Source organism: Ensifer sp. LC11 (assembly GCF_001695835.1).
Taxonomy (GTDB): Bacteria; Pseudomonadota; Alphaproteobacteria; order Rhizobiales; family Rhizobiaceae; genus Ensifer.
In genome coordinates this window covers 262,689-279,271 of the sequence record NZ_MBSO01000023.1, presented here as the reverse complement: position 1 = coordinate 279,271, position 16,583 = coordinate 262,689, and the positions used below count along the sequence as shown (strand labels likewise).

Sequence of the window (16,583 nt, the reverse complement as noted above, 5' to 3'; positions counted from 1 at the left end):
AGACTATTCCGTTTTCGCGGAATATCTACCATAGTAATGAAGTATTGAGGCTCTCTGTCGCGTCGTCCAGCCGCTTCCAGCGGATCGGCGAAGACGGGGCCTGGCATTTTCCCGTAGGTGCGCGAACAGGGCCGCGCAGGAGTGGACCTTTGGACAAGACGACGACCGGCGCCGAGCCGAACGACGACATCGAAACCGCCGGCAAGCCGCGCCGCTCGCGCGTGAGCGGCATGGACCGGGCGCTGCAGGTGCTCGATTTTCTGTACGAGACCGGTTCTCCGAGCGGGGTCTACGCAATCGCCAAGGCGGTCGGCGCGCCGCTGTCGACGGCCTATGTGATTGTCGACGACATGGTCGAGAAGAACCTGCTCAGCCGCGATGCCGATGGTCTCGTCTGGCTTGGCGACCGGCTCTATCATTATGGCCTCGCCTACGCGCGATCGCTCGATTTCCTCGGCGTTGCCACCCGCGAGATGCACGATCTCGGCCGCGAGGTTTCCGAAACGATCCAGCTGTGCGGTCGTGACGGCGACTACATGCAGGTGCTCGCCATGGCCGACGGTCCCGGCCACTTCCAGGTGACCTCGCGCGTTGGCACGCGTGTGCCGCTCAACTGGACGGCCTCCGGTCGTCTGCTTGTCGGCCATCTGCCGGCCGATGAACGGCTCGAACTCTTCCGCCGCTGCGCCCGCACCTCGCCGACCGGCAGGGCCGACATCGATCCCGCCGCCCTTTCCGCCCAGGCCGAGAGCGCGCTTGCAGCAAGGCTGTCCATCCAGGCGGGCGAATCCGACTATGCGGTCGCCTGCGTCGCCGCGCCGATCCTGGACGACAAGGGCAATTGCGCCGCCACGATCTCGATCGTGCTGCCGGAACAGAAGATCCTCGACGACCGGGCGTTCTACGCCGACCACGTCAGGGTTTCCGCCGAGCGGATCGAGAAGATGATGGGCTGGCGCAGCCATTGATCCGACCTCCCGTCGTCACTCGTGAAGAGCGACGATCGCCTCGATTTCGACGGTGATGTTTCCGGGCAGCGACCCGAAACCCACCGCCGAGCGCGCATGCTGACCGGCCGCGCCGAAAACATCGACCATCAGGTCCGAGCAACCGTTGATGACGCGTGGATGTTCCTCGAAATCCGGCACCGCATTGACCATGCCGAGCAGCTTGACGATTCGCTTGACGCGGCCGAGGTCTCCCAGCGCGTCATGCATCACCGCAAGCAGGTTGATGCCCGTCAGCCGCGCGTGCCCATAGGCGCTTTCGACGTCGACATCGGCGCCAACCTTGCCGGCATGCAGATGCCCGTCGACTTCGCGCGGGCCCTGTCCGGAGAGGTAGAGGATGTTGCCCTCCTGAACGTGGGTGACGAAATTGGCAATCGGCGGCGGGGCCGGCGGCAGGTCGATGCCGAGGGCCTGAAGGCGTTGGTAAGGCGAGACGGCGGCAAGGCTGTCTTTCTTCTGATCCAGACTGTTCACGCGATGTCCTGTCATTTCTATGTTCTGTCGCCTTGCCTCAGCGGTAGCCGTAGCCATGGCTGTGGTCGGGGCATTCGATATGCTGCGGCTGGTAGCGCTTGGCTGCGACCACTTCGATGTCCATCACCGCATAGCGCGGCTCGAAAAGGCGATTGAGATGGGCCTCAGCGCCGAGTGAATCGAACACCCTGAGTTCGCTATCGACGAGGTCGAAGAGGGTGAACTCGGCGCGGGCGCCGACGCGCAAGAGATTGTCCATCGGCAGGCGGATCACCGAGGCTGGCGCCTGGGTTACGGCCTCGACCACCTTGTCGAAGGGCATGCCGACGCTGAGGAGTTTCGACATGGTGGTGCCGAGATCCCAGACGGACTGGTTCATGCTGCGCAGATGCACGTCGGTGGAGATCGAGAAGGGCAGCAGACCGCGGGCGATCGCCACTTCGGCGACGCGGAAGGAGAAGGAGGCGCCGCCGTGGCCGATGTCGAGGCGGATGCCTTCGCCGGCGCAGCGTTCGGCGAGCTCGAACAGGTCCTCGTCCTCGATGATGCTGGAGCCGGCCTTGCCGTTGAAGCAATGGGTGACGATGTCGCCGGGGCCGAGGATTTCAAGCACCTCGTCGTAGAGCGCCGGCGGTTCGCCGACATGCACCATCATCGGGATCTTCAGGATCTTGGCGATCTTCTTGCCGAGCTTGACCGGCGTCACGCCCCAGGACCCGGTAATCACGTGGCTGGCCCGCACCTTCAGCCCGACGATGTGCTCGCGGTTTTCCTGGTAGCAGGCGATGATGCGGTCGATGTCGATCGAGCGGATGTCCGAGAGCTCGCTGACGCGGTTGCAGGCGACAAGGCCGATCGAGCCGAGATTGAGGAACGCCTTGATGCGCTCGCGCGACGGCTCGATGATGTATTCGCGGAAGCCGTGGAAATTGGCTTCGCCTGCCGAGCCCGCGTCGACGATGGTGGTGACGCCGCGCTCCATGCCGCAAAGCTGCGGGCGCACGGAAATGTCGGTGCCGCCATGCCAGACATGGGCGTGAAGGTCGATCCAGCCGGGCGAGATCCAGGCGCCATTGCCCTCGACGCGACGCACGCCGCCAGGGGCCTCCAGGTTCGGACCGAGGGCCGCGATGCGGCCTTCGCCGTCGACGAGGATATCGATGGTGTCTGCCGGTGCGGCCATGCCGAAGGCGACGGGCTTTACCTGTCGGATCAGCACCGGACCAGCACTGTTTGTTGCGTTCGTCATGACTTACAGGTCCTTTCTGAGGCGGGGATCGAGCATGTCGCGCAGGCCGTCCCCGACCATCTGTAGCGACAGCACCGAAAGCACGATGGCGATGCCGGGAAAGAGCGTCACCCAGTCGGCTTGGCCGATATATTGGCGTCCCGAGGCAATCATCGTGCCCCAGGTGGGGATTTCCGGGCTGACGCCGACGCCGAGGAAGGAGAGGCCGGCTTCGGCCAGCATCGCATGGGCAAAGAGGAAGGTGCCCTGCACGAGAACCGGTGACAGAAGATTGCGCAGCACATGCCGCGTCATGATGTGCGGTGTCGAAATGCCGAGCGCCCGGGCCGCCTCGACGTAAGGAAGCTCGCGGATCACCAGCGTCGAGGCGCGCACCACGCGGGCAAGTCGCGGCGCATAGACGATGCTGAGCGCGATGATGACGGTCGTCAGCGACGGTCCGAGAGCGGCGACCAGCGCGATCGCCAGCAGGATGTCCGGGAAGGCCATCATCGCGTCGATGACGCGGGCGATCGGCGTGTCGAGCTTCGGAAAGAAGCCGGCGAGCAGGCCGAGCACGATGCCGATCACGGTTGCGAGCGTGACGACGGCAGCGCCGACGAGGAGCGACAGCCGGCCGGCATAGATCGTGCGGGAGAAGACGTCGCGGCCGAATTCGTCGGTACCGAAGAACCATTGCATGCTCGGCGGCGACAGCCGGTTGACGATCGACAGCTTGCCGGGCGCATAGGGCGCAATCAGCGGCGCGAAGACGGCCAAGAGCACGAAGACGGTGAGCACGATCAGGCCGAAGGCGACGGTCTTGCGCTTCAGCAGTCGGCGGACGAATTTGCGGCCCTCGCTCTCGGAGGGGGCTGATACGGTGATGGCCATCAGTAGCGAACCCTTGGATCAACGAGGAGATAGAGCATGTCGATCGCGAAATTGATCAGCACGTAGAGCGCGGCGATGACGAGCAGCGCACCCTGGATGACAGGATAGTCGCGGCGAAGCACGGCGGAGACGACGAGATTGCCGACACCCGGCAGGCCGAAGACGGTTTCCGTGACGACAGCGCCGGAGATCAGCACGGCGGCGGTGAGGCCAATGATCGTCAGGATCGGGATCAGCGCATTTTTCAGCGCATGCTTCATCACCACCTTGCGCTCGCCGAGGCCCTTGGCGCGGGCGGTGCGGATGAAATCATCGCCGAGCACATCCAGCATCGAGGCGCGGGTGAAGCGCAGGATCAGCGCGGAGGAGACGACGCCAAGCGCGATCGCCGGCAAAGTCAGATGATACATGCGCTCAATGAAGGAGGAGCCGGGGCCGCCATAGCCGGAGACCGGGAACCAGCCGAAGCGGACCGCCAGCACCTGGATCAGGATGAGGCCGAGCCAGAAGCTCGGTATGCTGGCCGCCAGCATGGCGAGCGTGGTTGCCGCCTGGTCGACGAAGGATCCGCGCCTGTAGGCGGCGTAGATGCCGATCGGCAGCGCGATCGCGCAGGCAATCAGGATCGAGAACAGCGTCAGGAAGAAGGTCGGCTCGGCGCGCTCGGCCAGCGCCGCGGTCACAGGCTGGTTGAGGAAGATCGACTGGCCGAGATCGCCCTGTATGAGCTGGCCGATATAGTAGACATATTGCAGACCGAGCGACTGGTCGAGGCCGAGCCGCGTGCGCAGTTCAGCGATGTCTTCCTGGGTCGCTTCCGGACCGAGCATCACCGCGGCCGGGTCGCCCGGGGTTACACGGACGATGACGAAGACGATCGTGACGACGATCGCCATGACGACGATCATCCCCATCAGCCGCTGGAAAATGTAGCGTAACATGGTGGCCTCGAAACTTTCCTGTGCGCCTCAACCGCTGGACCAGCGTGAAGACGGCGCGCCCTTCAGGCGGGCGCCAGGCAAATGGCCGGGCGCCCGCCGAAGTCCCTTGGGAGGTGGGAGCTTACTTCTTGATCGAAGCGTTCCAGAAATACGGCCACGGCGCCGGCGAGACGCCGTCGAGCGACTTCGACCTCGCCGAAAGCGCGTTGAAGTCACCGATCTTGATGAAGGGCACTTCCTCGAAGATCACCTTCTGCACGTCGGCCCAGAGCGCTACGCGCTTGGCCGGATCGGACTCGGCGTTGAAGGCATCGACCGCCTTGGCACGCGCGGGTGTATCCCAGTTGCCGGGGGCTTTGGTCGACATCATGCCGATGAGGGCCGGTTCCGGCAGGAAGGGGCTGTGGGTGATGTAGATGTCCCAGAGCGTCGGGTCGGCGCGGCGTTGCGTAAGCGTCGCCCAATCGACCACCTGCAGATCGACCGTGAAGCCGGCGAGCTTCAGATATTCGGCCGCGACCTGCGCCATCTTGTAGTGGGACTCGTACTGGCGGCTGGTGAGGATGCGCAGCGGCTCGCCCTTGTAGCCGGCGGCCTTCAACAGTTCGCCGGCCTTTTCCGGATCGGCGATGTTGTAGGCGCCTTCGGTGCCGGCATCGGTGCGCCAGGTGAACTGCGACGGGTAGAGGGCGGCGTCGAGTGCATAGAAGTCGGTGGTGCCGAAGGCGGCCGCCATCATGTCTTCCATGCTGAGCGAGGCGCGGATCGCCTTGCGCAGATCCACGTTCTTGGTCATGCCGTTGCCGGAGTTCAAGACGAAGACCGGCCAACCGAAGGGCTGTAGCATGACAGGATCGGAGGCGCTCGAACCCTTCACCCGCTCGAAGGACTCGACCGGCAGCGAATCGACATAATCATACTGGCCGGAGACGGCGGCCTCGACGCGGGTGTTCGGGTCCGGCACCGGTACGAAGCGGATCTCGTCGGCATACTGGTGGCGGGCGCCGCCGTAGCCGTTGGCTTCGCCTTCCGGCGATTTGTAGGCGTCGTAGCGGGTCAGCTGGATATACTGGTCGGCCTTCCGCTCCTTCAACTGGTAGGGGCCGGTGCCGACGAAATCGGTCATCGGCTCGGCCTGCTTCTCAGACGGAAGCACGATCGCTGCCGAGTTGTTGAAAGCGAGCAGCGAGACGAGCGGCGCGTAAGGGGTGTTGAGCGAGATCTTGACCGTCAGCGGATCGACCGCCTCGATGCCTGAGATCGTCGTTGCCGTCTGCTTGCCGCGCGAGGCGACCTTGGTCCAGCGCTCGAGCGAGGCGACGACATCCGTGCTGTCGAGATCGGTGCCGTCATGGAACTTGACGCCCGCGCGCAGCTTGATCGTGTAGGCCTTACCGTCGGCGCTGATCTCAGGAAGTGCTGCCGCCAGGAGCGGGGTCGGCTTCCAGTCCTTATCGAAGGTGTAGAGCGTCTCGAAGATGTGCTGCGAGACGATGCCGACGAGGTCGGCGGTCGAGGCCATCGGATCGAGCGTCGGCGGTTCGCCGACGGTAGCCACGTTGATCACCCCACCCTTCTCCTGGGCAAAGGCAAACGACGCCGAGGCCACGAGTGCCGTACCGACAAGCAATGCAAATTTAGCTGTTTTCATATCTGCTCCTCCTCATATTCCATAGTTATGCTATGTCATTCTTTATTTTGGAATATAAAAGAGCACGAAGGCGGAAATGTCAACCGGGTGTCGTTGTCGCGTCATGGAGTTTGGCGCAGAGCCGGGACGCACCAACGGGCACGAATGACGATCGCGAACCGGTTTCGTCGCCGGAAATCCCTTGTTTGCCAAAGAGCTGCCGGCTGCAGGCGCTTCCGTCATCGCCCGTGATTTGTTAGTTCGGGGTGGCTGGAAGAGGAGGCGTCAGGTGAAGGTCATTGGGCTGATTGGCGGCATGAGCTGGGAAAGCTCGGCCGAGTACTACCGCATCATCAACGAGGCCGTTCGCGACCGTCTCGGCGGCGTGCATTCGGCGAAATCGCTGATGTGGTCGATGGATTTTGGTGAAATCGAGCGGCTGCAGCATCATGGTGACTGGCCGGCACTGACGGAGGAAATGATTGCCGCGGCCCGTCGGCTGGAAGCAGGTGGCGCCGATTTTGTGATGATCTGCACCAACACCATGCACAGGATGGCCGATGACGTCTCCGCGGCCATCTCCATCCCGCTTCTTCATATCGCCGACCCGACGGCTGAAAAGATCCGGGCTGCAGGCATTCGAAAGGTCGGCCTGCTGGGGACGGCTTTCACCATGGAGCAGGACTTCTACAAGGGGCGCCTGAGCGAGAAGTTCGGCCTCGAGGTGCTGGTGCCGGAGGCCGACGATCGCGCCAGGGTGCACGAGATTATCTACCGCGAACTCGTTGCCGGCATCGTGAAGGACAGTTCGAGGGACGCTTACCGTGCGATCATCTCCCGCCTCGTCGACCAGGGAGCGGAGGCGGTAATCATGGGATGCACCGAAATCATGCTCTTGATTTCACAGGCCGATAGCCCCGTCCCGGTCTTCGATACCACGGAGATCCATGCGCTGGCTGCGGTCGATTTCGCGCTCGCCGACGCGCAGTAAGCGGATGTCGTTCGACAGGCCGACGGCAAAGATCGCCGTCGGCGCGGGTGATGCGTTGGCCGCCGAGCCGCAAGGGTCAGTGCAGGGTGTTCCTGTTCGGTTCGCCCTGAAACAGGCTGAGCAGTGCGATGCCCTGTTGCAGTAGCAGCTCGGCGGCTGGCAGGTCGCCGACCACCAGGTCGTCGGCACAGCTGATGATGATGTTGGCGAGGCTGATCGAGTTCTCTGCGAACTTGTCGTCGCCGATCTCGTATGCCTTTTCGGCCGTCGCCTCGAGGGCGTCCGCGACCAGCGCCATCATGTTCGAGCGCTCGTGAAGCGTCATGGCCTCGAGTGTCTTGGCGTCGAGTGACTTGTCTGACTGCTGCATGATTGCCTTCCCTGTTGTTCAGGTCGAAACCGGCCGCGCCGGCCAAAAGCCGGGGGAGACGTCTACGACTGTGATTGGATCAATGAAGGGAGCCGGCGTCGAACGCGGCTTCTGCACTTATAGATCGTCAAGTCAGGTGCCGGATGCAAGGTATGGCTTCCATGCGCCGGATGCATGGGTCGAAAGCGTCCCGGCTCGACCGCCCGGCGCAGCCACGACAGGCGAGGAAGGCAGGCGGATGCTGCCGCGCCGCATTGTTCGTCATGCAAGGCTCCTGTCGATCGCGAGGCGTTCGGCGGCACACTCCTGCACGAGAAAGTCGATGAAGGTACGAACGGAGGGCAGCAGCCCGCGCCTGGATGGAAAGACGGCGTGCACGACGCCGGAGGCTGGCCGCCATTCAGGCAGTACCGGAACCAACGTGCCGGCGGCCAGGTCTTTCCAGATCATCATCGTCGGCAACTGCACGATGCCCGCGCCATCGAGCGCTGCCTCGCGCAGGGCCGCCATATCATCCGTCAGGAAGCGCGGCTCGTGCCGAACGGCCGTCCGTTCGCCGCTGGTGCGCTCGAGGCGCCATTCGTAGGTGTTCGTGGCCGAGGTCCAGGCAAGGCTCGCCAGTCCCGCCAGTTGCTCCGGCGCCTGGAGCGGCGCCTTGATAAATCCCGGCCTGGCGACGAGATATTGCGAACTGTCGTCGAGCTTGCGCATGACGAGCTCGCTTTTTTCCAACGGCGGAAACCGGACGCGGATTGAAACGTCGAAGCCCTCGGCGATCACGTCGACGCGGCGGTTCGTGCTTTCGAGCTGCAGACCGATCTTCGGATAGGTGGTCATGAAGCGCGCGAAGAGCCGGCCGAACTGAAACGAAATCAACGCCGTTGGGCAACTGACCTTGATAACCCCCTGCGGCTCGCCCTGATGCTGCGCGATGAAGGCGTCGGCCGCTTCGGCTTCAATCAGCACCGCGACACAGCGTTGATAATATTCGCGGCCGACATCGGTGACGAAGAACCGCCGCGGCGATCGCTGGATCAGCCGGACGCCGATCCGCTCCTCCAGTATCGCGATGCGCCGGCTCAGTCGGGATTTTTGCGTTCCCGTCGCCCGTGCCGCCGCCGCAAAGCCGCCGTGCTCGACGACTTGGACAAAATAATAGAGGTCGTTCAGATCGTACATCGTTCTATTTGTAGGACGCTGCGTCGACTTTAGCAATCTATTGCGCTTCAGCGTCCTGCGATAACTTGCTTTCAGTCACAGCCGATCAGGCAGCCGCGAACGCGCTGCCGGCGGTGATCGAAGCCAAAGCCAAGGAAGGATTTTCCGATGACCAAGCCCTATGTACGCCTCAACAAGGATGATGTTGCCGTCCTGCTCGTCGACCATCAGACCGGCCTCCTGTCCTTGGTGCGCGACTTCGATCCGGACAAGTTCAAGAACAATGTTCTGGCACTCGGCGATCTCGCCAAATACTTCCAGCTGCCAACGATCCTGACGACCAGCTTCGAAGACGGTCCGAACGGCCCGCTGGTGCCGGAGTTGAAGGAGCAGTTTCCCGAGGCGCCCTATATTGCCCGTCCGGGCCAGATCAACGCCTGGGACAACGAAGATTTCGTCAAGGCCGTGAAGGCGACCGGCAAAAAGCAGCTGCTGATCGCCGGCGTGGTAACCGAGGTCTGCGTGGCGTTTCCCGCACTTTCGGCCATCGAGGAAGGCTTCGAGGTCTTCGTGGTGACAGACGCTTCCGGCACCTTCAACGAGGTGACCCGCGATTCTGCCTGGTCGCGCATGACGGCAGCCGGTGTGCAGCTCATGACCTGGTTCGGTGTTGCCTGTGAACTGCACCGCGACTGGCGCAACGACATCGAGGGCCTCGGTACGCTCTTTTCGAACCATATCCCCGACTACCGCAACCTCATCACCAGCTACAACACCATGGCGGCCCGCAAGTAAGGCACTCCGGCCGATGAACGAGAAAGCCCCGGCCGCATTCGGCCGGGGCTTTCTCGTTGCACATCGCGGTGGCCGTTAGGCGCGGCTGGCGGCTTGTTGAGCATCCTCAGTGATTGCGCGAGCGGCAGGCTTCAGTCGACCGGTCAAAAGCAGGCTGATGGCAAGGAAGGGCACGAGCACGCCAAGGCCGAAGCGCATGTCGCTGTGCTCGGCGATAAGACCGATCAGCGGTGGCCCGAGCAGGAAGCCCAGAAGCGCGATGAAGGACAGGATGGCAACGCTCGCGGCGGCCGGACGATCCTTCTGGTCGGCCGCGGCAGTGACGGCGAGCGGGAAGCCGACCGAAACGCCGAAACCCATGGCGGCAAAGCCGAGAAGCGCTGCCCAGGCGGCGGGGCTCGCGGCCACCAGAAGCAAGCCGGCGATGCTGGCGACACCGCAGGCGCGTGCCACGGCAACCGGTCCATAGCTGGCTTTCAGCCGATCGCCGGCGAAGCGACCCGCTGCGACCATGAAAGCGAAGATCGAATAGCCGAAGCCGGCACTGGCGCTGGAGAGTCCATAGACATCGCGCAGGAAGACGGCCGACCAGTCGGCGACAGCCCCCTCGGTCATGGTGATGCCGAAGACGAAGAAGCAGACGCCAAGCAGCGCAAAGCTCGGAAGCTTTCCTTTGGACGGGGCTGCTTCCCCGCCTTTTGCTTCTGCGGACTGCAACAGCGGCAGCTTCATTGCGAAATAGACGCTGATCGGAAGCATCACGGCGGCGGTCATCGGCACGGCCCATTGCGGTGCGACGTTGAGCGCGGCGAAACCGACGCCGATCAGGCTGCCGGTCATGATGCCGAGGCTCCAGAAGCCGTGGCAGGTGCTCATGATCAGCTGGCCGGAATGCTTTTCGATCGCGTCGGCCTCGACGTTGAGGCCAAGCTCCAGGGTCGCCAGCGCCACACCGACGATGGCAAGCGTCACGAAGAGCACTTCGATGCTTGGAGCCCATGTCGGCAGCCAGACGAGTGCCAAAAAGACGACGAAGCCATAAAGGATGGTGGCGCGACCGCCGATCCACGCGACGAAGCGTCCGGCAAAGGGCAGCGTCAGCAGAATGCCGACCGGCATCCCGAGAAGTGCTATCGCCAGTTCGGCCGGCCCGAGGCCGAGCCTCTGCTGAATATCGGGAATGCGCGGCAGCCAGGCGCCGAAGGCGATCGGCTGAAGGAAGAAGATCAGCATGATGAGCCGTTGATTGGTCATGCGCATTGCTCCCCGATGTCGTCTCGTCACGCGTCGGCCCCCGGTGGTGAGCCGCATGCCGGTATGGTATTTGATGGAATCCTGATATTCTGAAAATGATTTTCAAAGCTTGGCGCGCGCTGCAGGTGGCGTCAAGCTGGGAAACGTCGGGACTACCCGGAAAAATACTGTTCTTCTGTAATAAAGAGGGAAGTGTTGCGAATGTGTCGTTGCCCTTCTGTGCGAAGGCTCAATTCAATATGAAAAAAATATACATATTGCATGAACGGCGGGACCGCGCCGTTCGCTTGCGGCTTGCCAGCTTACCGGCGCATCGATGCCATCGCATCACCGCAGCAGCTTCAAGGACCCGGTCAGCGATTTGATCCATTTCGAAGGGCCGGCAAGGCCGACGCCATCGATCGATTCCTCGGATAGGTCGCGTTGCGGAAACTGCGCCTCGTAGTCGGCATAGCTGTGCAGCGAGCGGGCGAAGGTCGGAAATGGCACGACGAAGCGCCCCTCCTGCTTCGGCAGCGCCTTCAGCAGCAGCGCGCCGATTGCCTGGCTGTCGGCCTGGAGGATCGGGATGGGCTGGTTGGAACTGATGTCGATGGTGTTTTGCCTGGCATCCGTCAGGCGTTGGTTCCCCAATGCGGGTACTGCCGAGCCTATGCCGATGGAAATCGCCGCGATCGTATTGGCGAGGTGGCCTGCCGGCAGTTCGGGATTGACGATGACGGCGAGGCGGATGTCCTGATTCACGATGGGCTGGTCCTTCCGTTTTCTTCGAAGGGGAGAATAAATGGAGAAGAGGGGTAAGTCCTTTCGGATATTGTGCACTCTCGATCATTTGCGGTAGGATCTACCTGATTTGACCAGATATGAGATTGATTATGCCCGCAGCTCTCACCCCCACAGACGTAAAGATCCTCACTGCGCTGCAAGGTGACGGGCGCCTCAGCAACCAGGCGCTTTCGGAGGAAGTCGGCATGTCCACCTCGCCCTGCTGGCGCCGGGTGCGGCAGTTGGAGGACGATGGTGTCATCGAGGGCTATAGGGCCGTCCTCAACCGCCGGGAAATCGGCCTCGGCGTGCTCGCCTTCATCCGGGTAAAGATCGACAGCCATACGGAGGTGGAAGCCGATGCTTTTGCTGAGGAAGTGATGAAGCTCGACAGCGTCGTCGCCTGCTACAGCATTGCCGGCGACGCCGACTTCCTGCTGCAGGTGGTTTCGTCCGACCTCGATTCCTATTCGGATTTCGCCATGAAGGTCGTACGCCGTCTGCCCTGCATCAAGGAAATGCAGACGACTTTTGTCCTGAAGGAAATAAAGCCCTACAGCGGTCTGCCCTTGCGCGTGACAGCCGGCCATCGATGAGGCCGTGTCGTCGGTCGTCAGGAAGCGGAGGCCATCAAAGGGTCTTCCCGGACTGCCTGCACCAGGAAATCGAGAACCGTTCTGACCCGCAGCGGCATGTTTCGGCGCGACGGGTAGACAATGCTGATCGGCAGACGTGCGGGCGGAAATTCCGGCATCACATTCACCAGCCGGCCCGCTTCGATGTCCGGGCAGGCCAGGATGTGTGAGAGGATCGCCAGGCCGCTTCCCGCAAGCGCGGCGCGATGCACGGCCACCGCGTTGTTGGCGACAAGGCGCGGTGCGATGCGCACGAACACGTCGTCGGCCCCATCGGAAAAGGCCCATTGGCGCTCGTCGCCGGCGCGGCTGTAGCAAATGCACTCGTGGCTGCTGACGTCGCCGGGGGTTTCGGGTGCCGCTCGTCGTTCCAGATAGTTGGGTGCGGCAACGAGAAAGGCGGTCGTCCAGCCGATGCGCCGGCACACCAGGCTGCTGTCCGAGACCGGGCCGAGCCGCACCTCCAGGTCGATGCCTTCGCCGACGAGATCCGACGGTTCCTCGCGAAAAATCAGATCGACCGACAAGCCCGGGTGTTGCTCGAGAAAGGCGGCCAGACGGTCGCTGACATAGAGGCCGAGCGGCGCGGGAAGCGTAAGCCGCACGCGGCCCGTTGCCATGGCCGGTTCAGTGCAGGACGCCTCGTTGAGCGCATCGACCGCCTCGATCACCCGAAGTGCCACCGGGATCATGTGCTCGCCTTCGGCGGTCAAGGCGAGCGCGTTGGTCGTTCGGTGAAGCAGGCGTGTGTTCAGATGCTCTTCGAGCGCCGAAACCTGCCGCGAGACGGCCGGTTGCGTCAGGTTGAGGTCGACTGCGGCGGCGGAAAACGAGCCCGTCTCGGCCACGCGCACGAACGCTCTGAGCGCAGAAACGATATCCATTCGGCCCCCCCCACACGTTTCGACATAAGCCTTATGCGTTGAGTTTATGCCCGAAGCGCTTTACTGTCCAGCTATTACGGATATCTTATATCCATAAGGATAAATGATATCCTTAATAGAGGAGCAAAGCCATGACACAGCGCCTGAACTACGCCCAGCACTCTCCCGAATTCCTCAAGAAGATGACTGATCTGAGCCTCAGCCTGAAGGATAGCGTCATCGAGCAGAAGATCCGCGACCTCGTGAACATCCGGGCCTCGCAGATCAACGGCTGCGCCTTCTGCCTTGACATGCATGTCAAGGAAGCAAAGATTCACGGCGAGAGCGAATTGCGCCTCTACCACGTCGCGATCTGGCGTGAATCGAACCTGTTCATCCCGCGCGAGCGCGCAGCACTTGCCTGGGCTGAGGCGGTCACGAAATTGCCCGAAGGCGGCATTCCGGACGAACTTTACGAGCGTGTACGCGGCCAGCTTTCGGAGAAGGAAATCTCCGACCTGACCTTTTCCATTTCGGTCATCAATGCGTGGAACCGTCTGAGCGTTGCGTTCAAGAACGTGCCGGGCTCGGCTGACAAACTCTACGGTCTCGACAAGGCCGGGCTGAACTAACCCCTGTTCCAGAGTGATCGGCAATGCGGCGAAACGGCCGCTGTGATTGGAGGATTCCATGAAAATCGTCATCATCGGCGGGACCGGCCTAATCGGTTCCAAGACTGTCGACCGCTTGCGCAAGCAGGGACATGAGGTGATCGCCGCTTCGCCGAACACCGGCGTGAACACGATCACGGGCGAGGGCCTGGCCGAGGCGCTCGCCGGTTGCGATGTCGTCGTTGACCTCGCCAATTCGCCCTCCTTCGAGGACAAGGCGGTCCTCGAATTCTTCGAGACCTCCGGCCGCAACCTGGCGGCAGCGGAGAAGGCAGCCGGCGTCAAACACCATATCGCGCTTTCGGTCGTCGGGACCGAAAGGCTGCAGGAAAGCGGCTACTTCCGTGGCAAGCTTGCCCAGGAAAAGCTGATCAAGGCCGCCGGCATCCCCTATACGATCGTGCATTCAACGCAGTTCATGGAATTCCTGGGCGGTATCGCCCAGTCCGGAACCGTCGGCGACACGGTGCGTCTGTCGCCGGCCTATGTGCAGCCGATCGCTTCCGACGACGTCGCCGATGCCATGGCGGAGGTCGCGCTCGCATCCCCCATCAACGGCACGATCGAGATTGCCGGGCCCGAGCGTTCGCGCCTCAGCGATCTTGTTGCTCGCTACCTCAAGGCCATGGGCGACGGTCGCAAGGTCGAGCCCGACCGGGAAGCGCGTTACTTCGGGGCTCGCCTGGACGACGGTTCGCTCGTCTCCGACAAAAATCCCCGCCTCGGCCGCATCACCTTCGAGCAGTGGTTCGCGACGTTTGCTCGCAAGTGAGCGAACGGCGCGCCTGCGGCGCATCATCCAGTTCCTGAAAGGATTTTCGACATGATCAAGTCACTCATCTCCACTCTTGCGATCACCGTAACATTGATCGGTACGGCCGCGGCCGGCGATGCTGCCAAGGTCGCGCTCGTCTACGAACACGAACTGCCGAACGTTCCGGGCAAGAGCATCAAGGGCGTGCTGGTCGAATACGGACCGGGAGGCTCTTCTGAAGCGCACACCCATCCGAGCACTGCCTTCATCTACGCAACGGTGCTGGAAGGCTCGATCCTCAGCCAGGTCAATGACGGGCCGGTGAAGGAATACAAGGCCGGAGAGAGCTTTTCGGAGATGCCCGGCGACCGTCACGGCGTCAGCGCGAACGGCAGCAAGAGCAAGTCTGCCAAGCTGCTCGCGGTCTTTGTGGTCGATACCGCCGAGAAGGAACTGACTTATCCGATGAAGTAGTCACTGAGACAGGGCCGGGAACAGGAGCGGGTGTCGGCTGCGCACCCGGTCCTGTTCCCGTGTACCGTTGGAGCATGCCATGTTCGCCGACCACCTGCCCTTGCCGCTCGTTCTGATCAATCTCCTCGGGATCGCCGGTATCGTCGTCTGGCACTTGCAGGGTCGTGGCCGCCCGATGGCGAGATTGATCGTCCAGATCCTCTTCTTCTTTGTCATGACCGCGGCCCTTGTTTCCGCCGGAATCATGCCGCACCGGGGGGAGGGCAATCATCTGCAGGGTGCCGCGACGTTCCTCGCCACGTCGGCGCGCGTTCTGTGGTGGACCCACCTTGCCTGGTCCCTCATCGGCTTCGTGCGCATCTACATCGTACTGGAAAGGCGGCCGCGGGAGGCCCGCCTGCTGCAGGATCTCATCGTTGCCGTCGTCTACCTTGGCGTGACGCTGTCTGTCCTGGCCTTCGTGTTCGGCGCGCCGATCGGCACGCTCGTTGCCACTTCCGGCGTGGTCGCCATCATCTTCGGTCTTGCGCTTCAGAACACGCTTGGCGACGTTTTCTCGGGCATCGCGCTGACACTCGGGCGACCCTTTGCCATTGGAGACTGGATTGCGCTCGGCGACGGGACCGAGGGCCGCGTTATCGAGAACAACTGGCGCTCAACCTTCCTGCTCACCAGCGCCAACAACGTTGTCGTTCTGCCAAACAGCGCGCTCGCCAAGGTCGGGCTCACCAACTTCAATCGCCCGGACCAGACGCACCAGATCCTGGTGCTTATCCGTGTCGCGGCAGACCATCCGCCGCAGCGCGTCGAGGACGCCATGCGCACCGCGTTGCAAAACTGTACCAGGATCGTGCACGATCCGCCGCCGGTTGTCGCACTCAAGGCAATTGACGCCGTGGCGACCGAGGTTGAATTGCAGGTTCGTGTACGGAGCCCGGCAGAGAGGACGCCGGCGCGAAACGAAGTGCTCACACGTGCCCACGACCAATGCCGGCAAGACGGTCTTTCGCTCGCGCTGCCGGCGCAGGCATATCCTTACCCGCCGCATATCGAGACGAAATTCGCATCGCGCTCATCCGGCGCGCCCTAGCACCCACTCGAAACTGCTCTTCCAGAGCTCTGCCGGGATTTCCTTCGACAGCGCCTCGATCAGGTCCGCCAAACGGACGCTGCGCAGTTTCTGGCGCCAGGCTTCGTCCGCCTCCCACATGATGCGGGCCACCGCGCAGGGACTGCTCTCGCAATAGCCTGCCGGCCGGCAGGGATTGTTGGCGCGGATATTGGTGCAGACGAATGTCCGTGCTGTGCCTTCGACCGCCTCGACGATATCGAGAAAGGTGAGCTCGGCGGGGTCTTTCGCCAGTCGATATCCGCCCGAAGGTCCAAGCGTCGTGTCAACGAGGCCGGCCTGGGAAAGGCCCTGTAGTGCTTTCGACAGATATTCCTTGGGAAGCCCATGGAATTCCGCCAGCGCTTTGGTCGACAGGTAGCGGCCTTCAGGCAGGCCGGCGAGAATGGCACAACAATGCAGCGCCCATTCGACTTGGCTTTTGAGGATCATGTGTTCGTCCGGCAGATGCCAACGTGCATCTATTAAGGATAAAAAATATCCCTATTTTTCTATTGTGTAAACAGTACCTAGATGAAGGCGGTTGCACGTCTTGCGGGCAGGGAAG

The 16,583-nt window shown here is 62.4% G+C and carries 19 protein-coding genes; 8 read left to right on the top strand and 11 right to left on the bottom strand.

The window, feature by feature from the left end; all coding sequences use genetic code 11:
• Positions 1-230: 230 nt before the first annotated feature.
• Positions 231-968, top strand: a complete 738-nt coding sequence (locus tag BBX50_RS17520) for an IclR family transcriptional regulator (protein ID WP_083213733.1) — start codon at positions 231-233, stop codon at positions 966-968.
• Between the two features lie 15 nt (positions 969-983).
• On the opposite strand, the gene BBX50_RS17515 is transcribed toward BBX50_RS17520, so the two are convergent.
• The 5 genes from BBX50_RS17515 to BBX50_RS17495 all read right to left on the bottom strand — a co-directional run bounded on the left by BBX50_RS17515 (position 984) and on the right by BBX50_RS17495 (position 6,198).
• Positions 984-1,475, bottom strand: a complete 492-nt coding sequence (locus BBX50_RS17515) for a RidA family protein (protein ID WP_244513193.1) — start codon at positions 1,473-1,475, stop codon at positions 984-986.
• Positions 1,476-1,521: 46 nt separating this feature from the next.
• Positions 1,522-2,733 (bottom strand): amidohydrolase/deacetylase family metallohydrolase, encoded by a 1,212-nt coding sequence (locus BBX50_RS17510; protein ID WP_065776596.1) that lies wholly within the window; start codon positions 2,731-2,733, stop codon positions 1,522-1,524.
• A gap of 3 nt (positions 2,734-2,736) precedes the next feature.
• Positions 2,737-3,606: an ABC transporter permease gene (locus BBX50_RS17505; protein WP_065776595.1), complete on the bottom strand. Its 870-nt coding sequence runs from the start codon at positions 3,604-3,606 to the stop codon at positions 2,737-2,739.
• Positions 3,606-4,547, bottom strand: coding sequence for an ABC transporter permease (locus BBX50_RS17500; protein WP_065776594.1), 942 nt, complete (start codon positions 4,545-4,547; stop codon positions 3,606-3,608). The genes BBX50_RS17505 and BBX50_RS17500 overlap by 1 nt, the downstream gene beginning before the upstream one ends.
• 121 nt (positions 4,548-4,668) lie before the next feature.
• Positions 4,669-6,198, bottom strand: a complete 1,530-nt coding sequence (locus BBX50_RS17495) for an ABC transporter substrate-binding protein (protein ID WP_065776593.1) — start codon at positions 6,196-6,198, stop codon at positions 4,669-4,671.
• Positions 6,199-6,466: 268 nt separating this feature from the next.
• On the opposite strand from BBX50_RS17495, the gene BBX50_RS17490 reads away from it, so the two are divergent.
• A complete protein-coding gene (locus BBX50_RS17490; RefSeq protein WP_065776592.1) occupies positions 6,467-7,168 on the top strand; it encodes an aspartate/glutamate racemase family protein in 702 nt (233 codons plus the stop codon).
• A gap of 76 nt (positions 7,169-7,244) precedes the next feature.
• Here the strand turns inward: BBX50_RS17490 and BBX50_RS17485 are convergent, their stop codons facing one another.
• Positions 7,245-7,538 carry a hypothetical protein gene (locus BBX50_RS17485; RefSeq protein ID WP_065776591.1) on the bottom strand — a complete coding sequence of 98 codons (294 nt, stop codon included), beginning with the start codon at positions 7,536-7,538 and terminating at the stop codon, positions 7,245-7,247.
• Between the two features lie 261 nt (positions 7,539-7,799).
• Positions 7,800-8,717: a LysR substrate-binding domain-containing protein gene (locus tag BBX50_RS17480; RefSeq protein WP_065776590.1), complete on the bottom strand. Its 918-nt coding sequence runs from the start codon at positions 8,715-8,717 to the stop codon at positions 7,800-7,802.
• A gap of 147 nt (positions 8,718-8,864) precedes the next feature.
• On the opposite strand from BBX50_RS17480, the gene ycaC reads away from it, so the two are divergent.
• Complete coding sequence (ycaC, locus tag BBX50_RS17475; RefSeq protein ID WP_065776589.1) at positions 8,865-9,491, top strand: isochorismate family cysteine hydrolase YcaC; 627 nt, start codon at positions 8,865-8,867, stop codon at positions 9,489-9,491.
• 75 nt (positions 9,492-9,566) lie between these two features.
• Here ycaC and BBX50_RS17470 read toward each other — a convergent pair whose 3' ends face one another.
• Positions 9,567-10,745, bottom strand: coding sequence for an MFS transporter (locus BBX50_RS17470; protein ID WP_065776725.1), 1,179 nt, complete (start codon positions 10,743-10,745; stop codon positions 9,567-9,569).
• 327 nt (positions 10,746-11,072) lie between these two features.
• The gene (locus BBX50_RS17465; protein WP_065776724.1) at positions 11,073-11,492 is read right to left on the bottom strand and encodes a DUF2000 domain-containing protein; all 420 of its coding nucleotides are present in this window, start codon (positions 11,490-11,492) and stop codon (positions 11,073-11,075) included.
• Positions 11,493-11,620: 128 nt separating this feature from the next.
• Here BBX50_RS17465 and BBX50_RS17460 point away from each other — a divergent pair, with 128 nt between their 5' ends.
• Positions 11,621-12,106 carry an Lrp/AsnC family transcriptional regulator gene (locus tag BBX50_RS17460; RefSeq protein WP_065776588.1) on the top strand — a complete coding sequence of 162 codons (486 nt, stop codon included), beginning with the start codon at positions 11,621-11,623 and terminating at the stop codon, positions 12,104-12,106.
• A gap of 17 nt (positions 12,107-12,123) precedes the next feature.
• On the opposite strand, the gene BBX50_RS17455 is transcribed toward BBX50_RS17460, so the two are convergent.
• Positions 12,124-13,029, bottom strand: coding sequence for a LysR family transcriptional regulator (locus BBX50_RS17455; protein ID WP_065776587.1), 906 nt, complete (start codon positions 13,027-13,029; stop codon positions 12,124-12,126).
• A gap of 131 nt (positions 13,030-13,160) precedes the next feature.
• Here BBX50_RS17455 and BBX50_RS17450 point away from each other — a divergent pair, with 131 nt between their 5' ends.
• The 4 genes from BBX50_RS17450 to BBX50_RS17435 all read left to right on the top strand — a co-directional run bounded on the left by BBX50_RS17450 (position 13,161) and on the right by BBX50_RS17435 (position 15,997).
• Entirely contained in the window at positions 13,161-13,640 is a 480-nt protein-coding gene (locus tag BBX50_RS17450; protein ID WP_065776586.1) for a carboxymuconolactone decarboxylase family protein, read from the top strand.
• 58 nt (positions 13,641-13,698) lie between these two features.
• Positions 13,699-14,451 (top strand): SDR family oxidoreductase, encoded by a 753-nt coding sequence (locus BBX50_RS17445; RefSeq protein ID WP_065776585.1) that lies wholly within the window; start codon positions 13,699-13,701, stop codon positions 14,449-14,451.
• Positions 14,452-14,502: 51 nt separating this feature from the next.
• Positions 14,503-14,907 carry a cupin domain-containing protein gene (locus BBX50_RS17440; RefSeq protein WP_065776584.1) on the top strand — a complete coding sequence of 135 codons (405 nt, stop codon included), beginning with the start codon at positions 14,503-14,505 and terminating at the stop codon, positions 14,905-14,907.
• 79 nt (positions 14,908-14,986) lie between these two features.
• A complete protein-coding gene (locus BBX50_RS17435) occupies positions 14,987-15,997 on the top strand; it encodes a mechanosensitive ion channel family protein (RefSeq protein ID WP_065776583.1) in 1,011 nt (336 codons plus the stop codon).
• Here the strand turns inward: BBX50_RS17435 and BBX50_RS17430 are convergent.
• Positions 15,980-16,468: an Rrf2 family transcriptional regulator gene (locus BBX50_RS17430; protein ID WP_065776582.1), complete on the bottom strand. Its 489-nt coding sequence runs from the start codon at positions 16,466-16,468 to the stop codon at positions 15,980-15,982. The two genes, BBX50_RS17435 and BBX50_RS17430, sit on opposite strands and share 18 nt — an antisense overlap.
• Positions 16,469-16,583 lie beyond the last annotated feature (115 nt).

Excerpts from the sequence above, each read along its gene's own strand:
- BBX50_RS17520 (WP_083213733.1), top strand. The coding sequence starts at position 231 with ATGGACCGGGCGCTGCAGGTGCTCGATTTTCTGTACGAGACCGGTTCT.
- BBX50_RS17510 (WP_065776596.1), bottom strand. The coding sequence starts at position 2,733 with ATGACGAACGCAACAAACAGTGCTGGTCCGGTGCTGATCCGACAGGTA.
- BBX50_RS17505 (WP_065776595.1), bottom strand. The coding sequence starts at position 3,606 with ATGGCCATCACCGTATCAGCCCCCTCCGAGAGCGAGGGCCGCAAATTC.
- BBX50_RS17500 (WP_065776594.1), bottom strand. The coding sequence starts at position 4,547 with ATGTTACGCTACATTTTCCAGCGGCTGATGGGGATGATCGTCGTCATG.
- BBX50_RS17495 (WP_065776593.1), bottom strand. The coding sequence starts at position 6,198 with ATGAAAACAGCTAAATTTGCATTGCTTGTCGGTACGGCACTCGTGGCC.
- BBX50_RS17485 (WP_065776591.1), bottom strand. The coding sequence starts at position 7,538 with ATGCAGCAGTCAGACAAGTCACTCGACGCCAAGACACTCGAGGCCATG.
- BBX50_RS17480 (WP_065776590.1), bottom strand. The coding sequence starts at position 8,717 with ATGTACGATCTGAACGACCTCTATTATTTTGTCCAAGTCGTCGAGCAC.
- ycaC (WP_065776589.1), top strand. The coding sequence starts at position 8,865 with ATGACCAAGCCCTATGTACGCCTCAACAAGGATGATGTTGCCGTCCTG.
- BBX50_RS17470 (WP_065776725.1), bottom strand. The coding sequence starts at position 10,745 with ATGACCAATCAACGGCTCATCATGCTGATCTTCTTCCTTCAGCCGATC.
- BBX50_RS17460 (WP_065776588.1), top strand. The coding sequence starts at position 11,621 with ATGCCCGCAGCTCTCACCCCCACAGACGTAAAGATCCTCACTGCGCTG.
- BBX50_RS17455 (WP_065776587.1), bottom strand. The coding sequence starts at position 13,029 with ATGGATATCGTTTCTGCGCTCAGAGCGTTCGTGCGCGTGGCCGAGACG.
- BBX50_RS17450 (WP_065776586.1), top strand. The coding sequence starts at position 13,161 with ATGACACAGCGCCTGAACTACGCCCAGCACTCTCCCGAATTCCTCAAG.
- BBX50_RS17445 (WP_065776585.1), top strand. The coding sequence starts at position 13,699 with ATGAAAATCGTCATCATCGGCGGGACCGGCCTAATCGGTTCCAAGACT.
- BBX50_RS17440 (WP_065776584.1), top strand. The coding sequence starts at position 14,503 with ATGATCAAGTCACTCATCTCCACTCTTGCGATCACCGTAACATTGATC.
- BBX50_RS17435 (WP_065776583.1), top strand. The coding sequence starts at position 14,987 with ATGTTCGCCGACCACCTGCCCTTGCCGCTCGTTCTGATCAATCTCCTC.
- BBX50_RS17430 (WP_065776582.1), bottom strand. The coding sequence starts at position 16,468 with ATGATCCTCAAAAGCCAAGTCGAATGGGCGCTGCATTGTTGTGCCATT.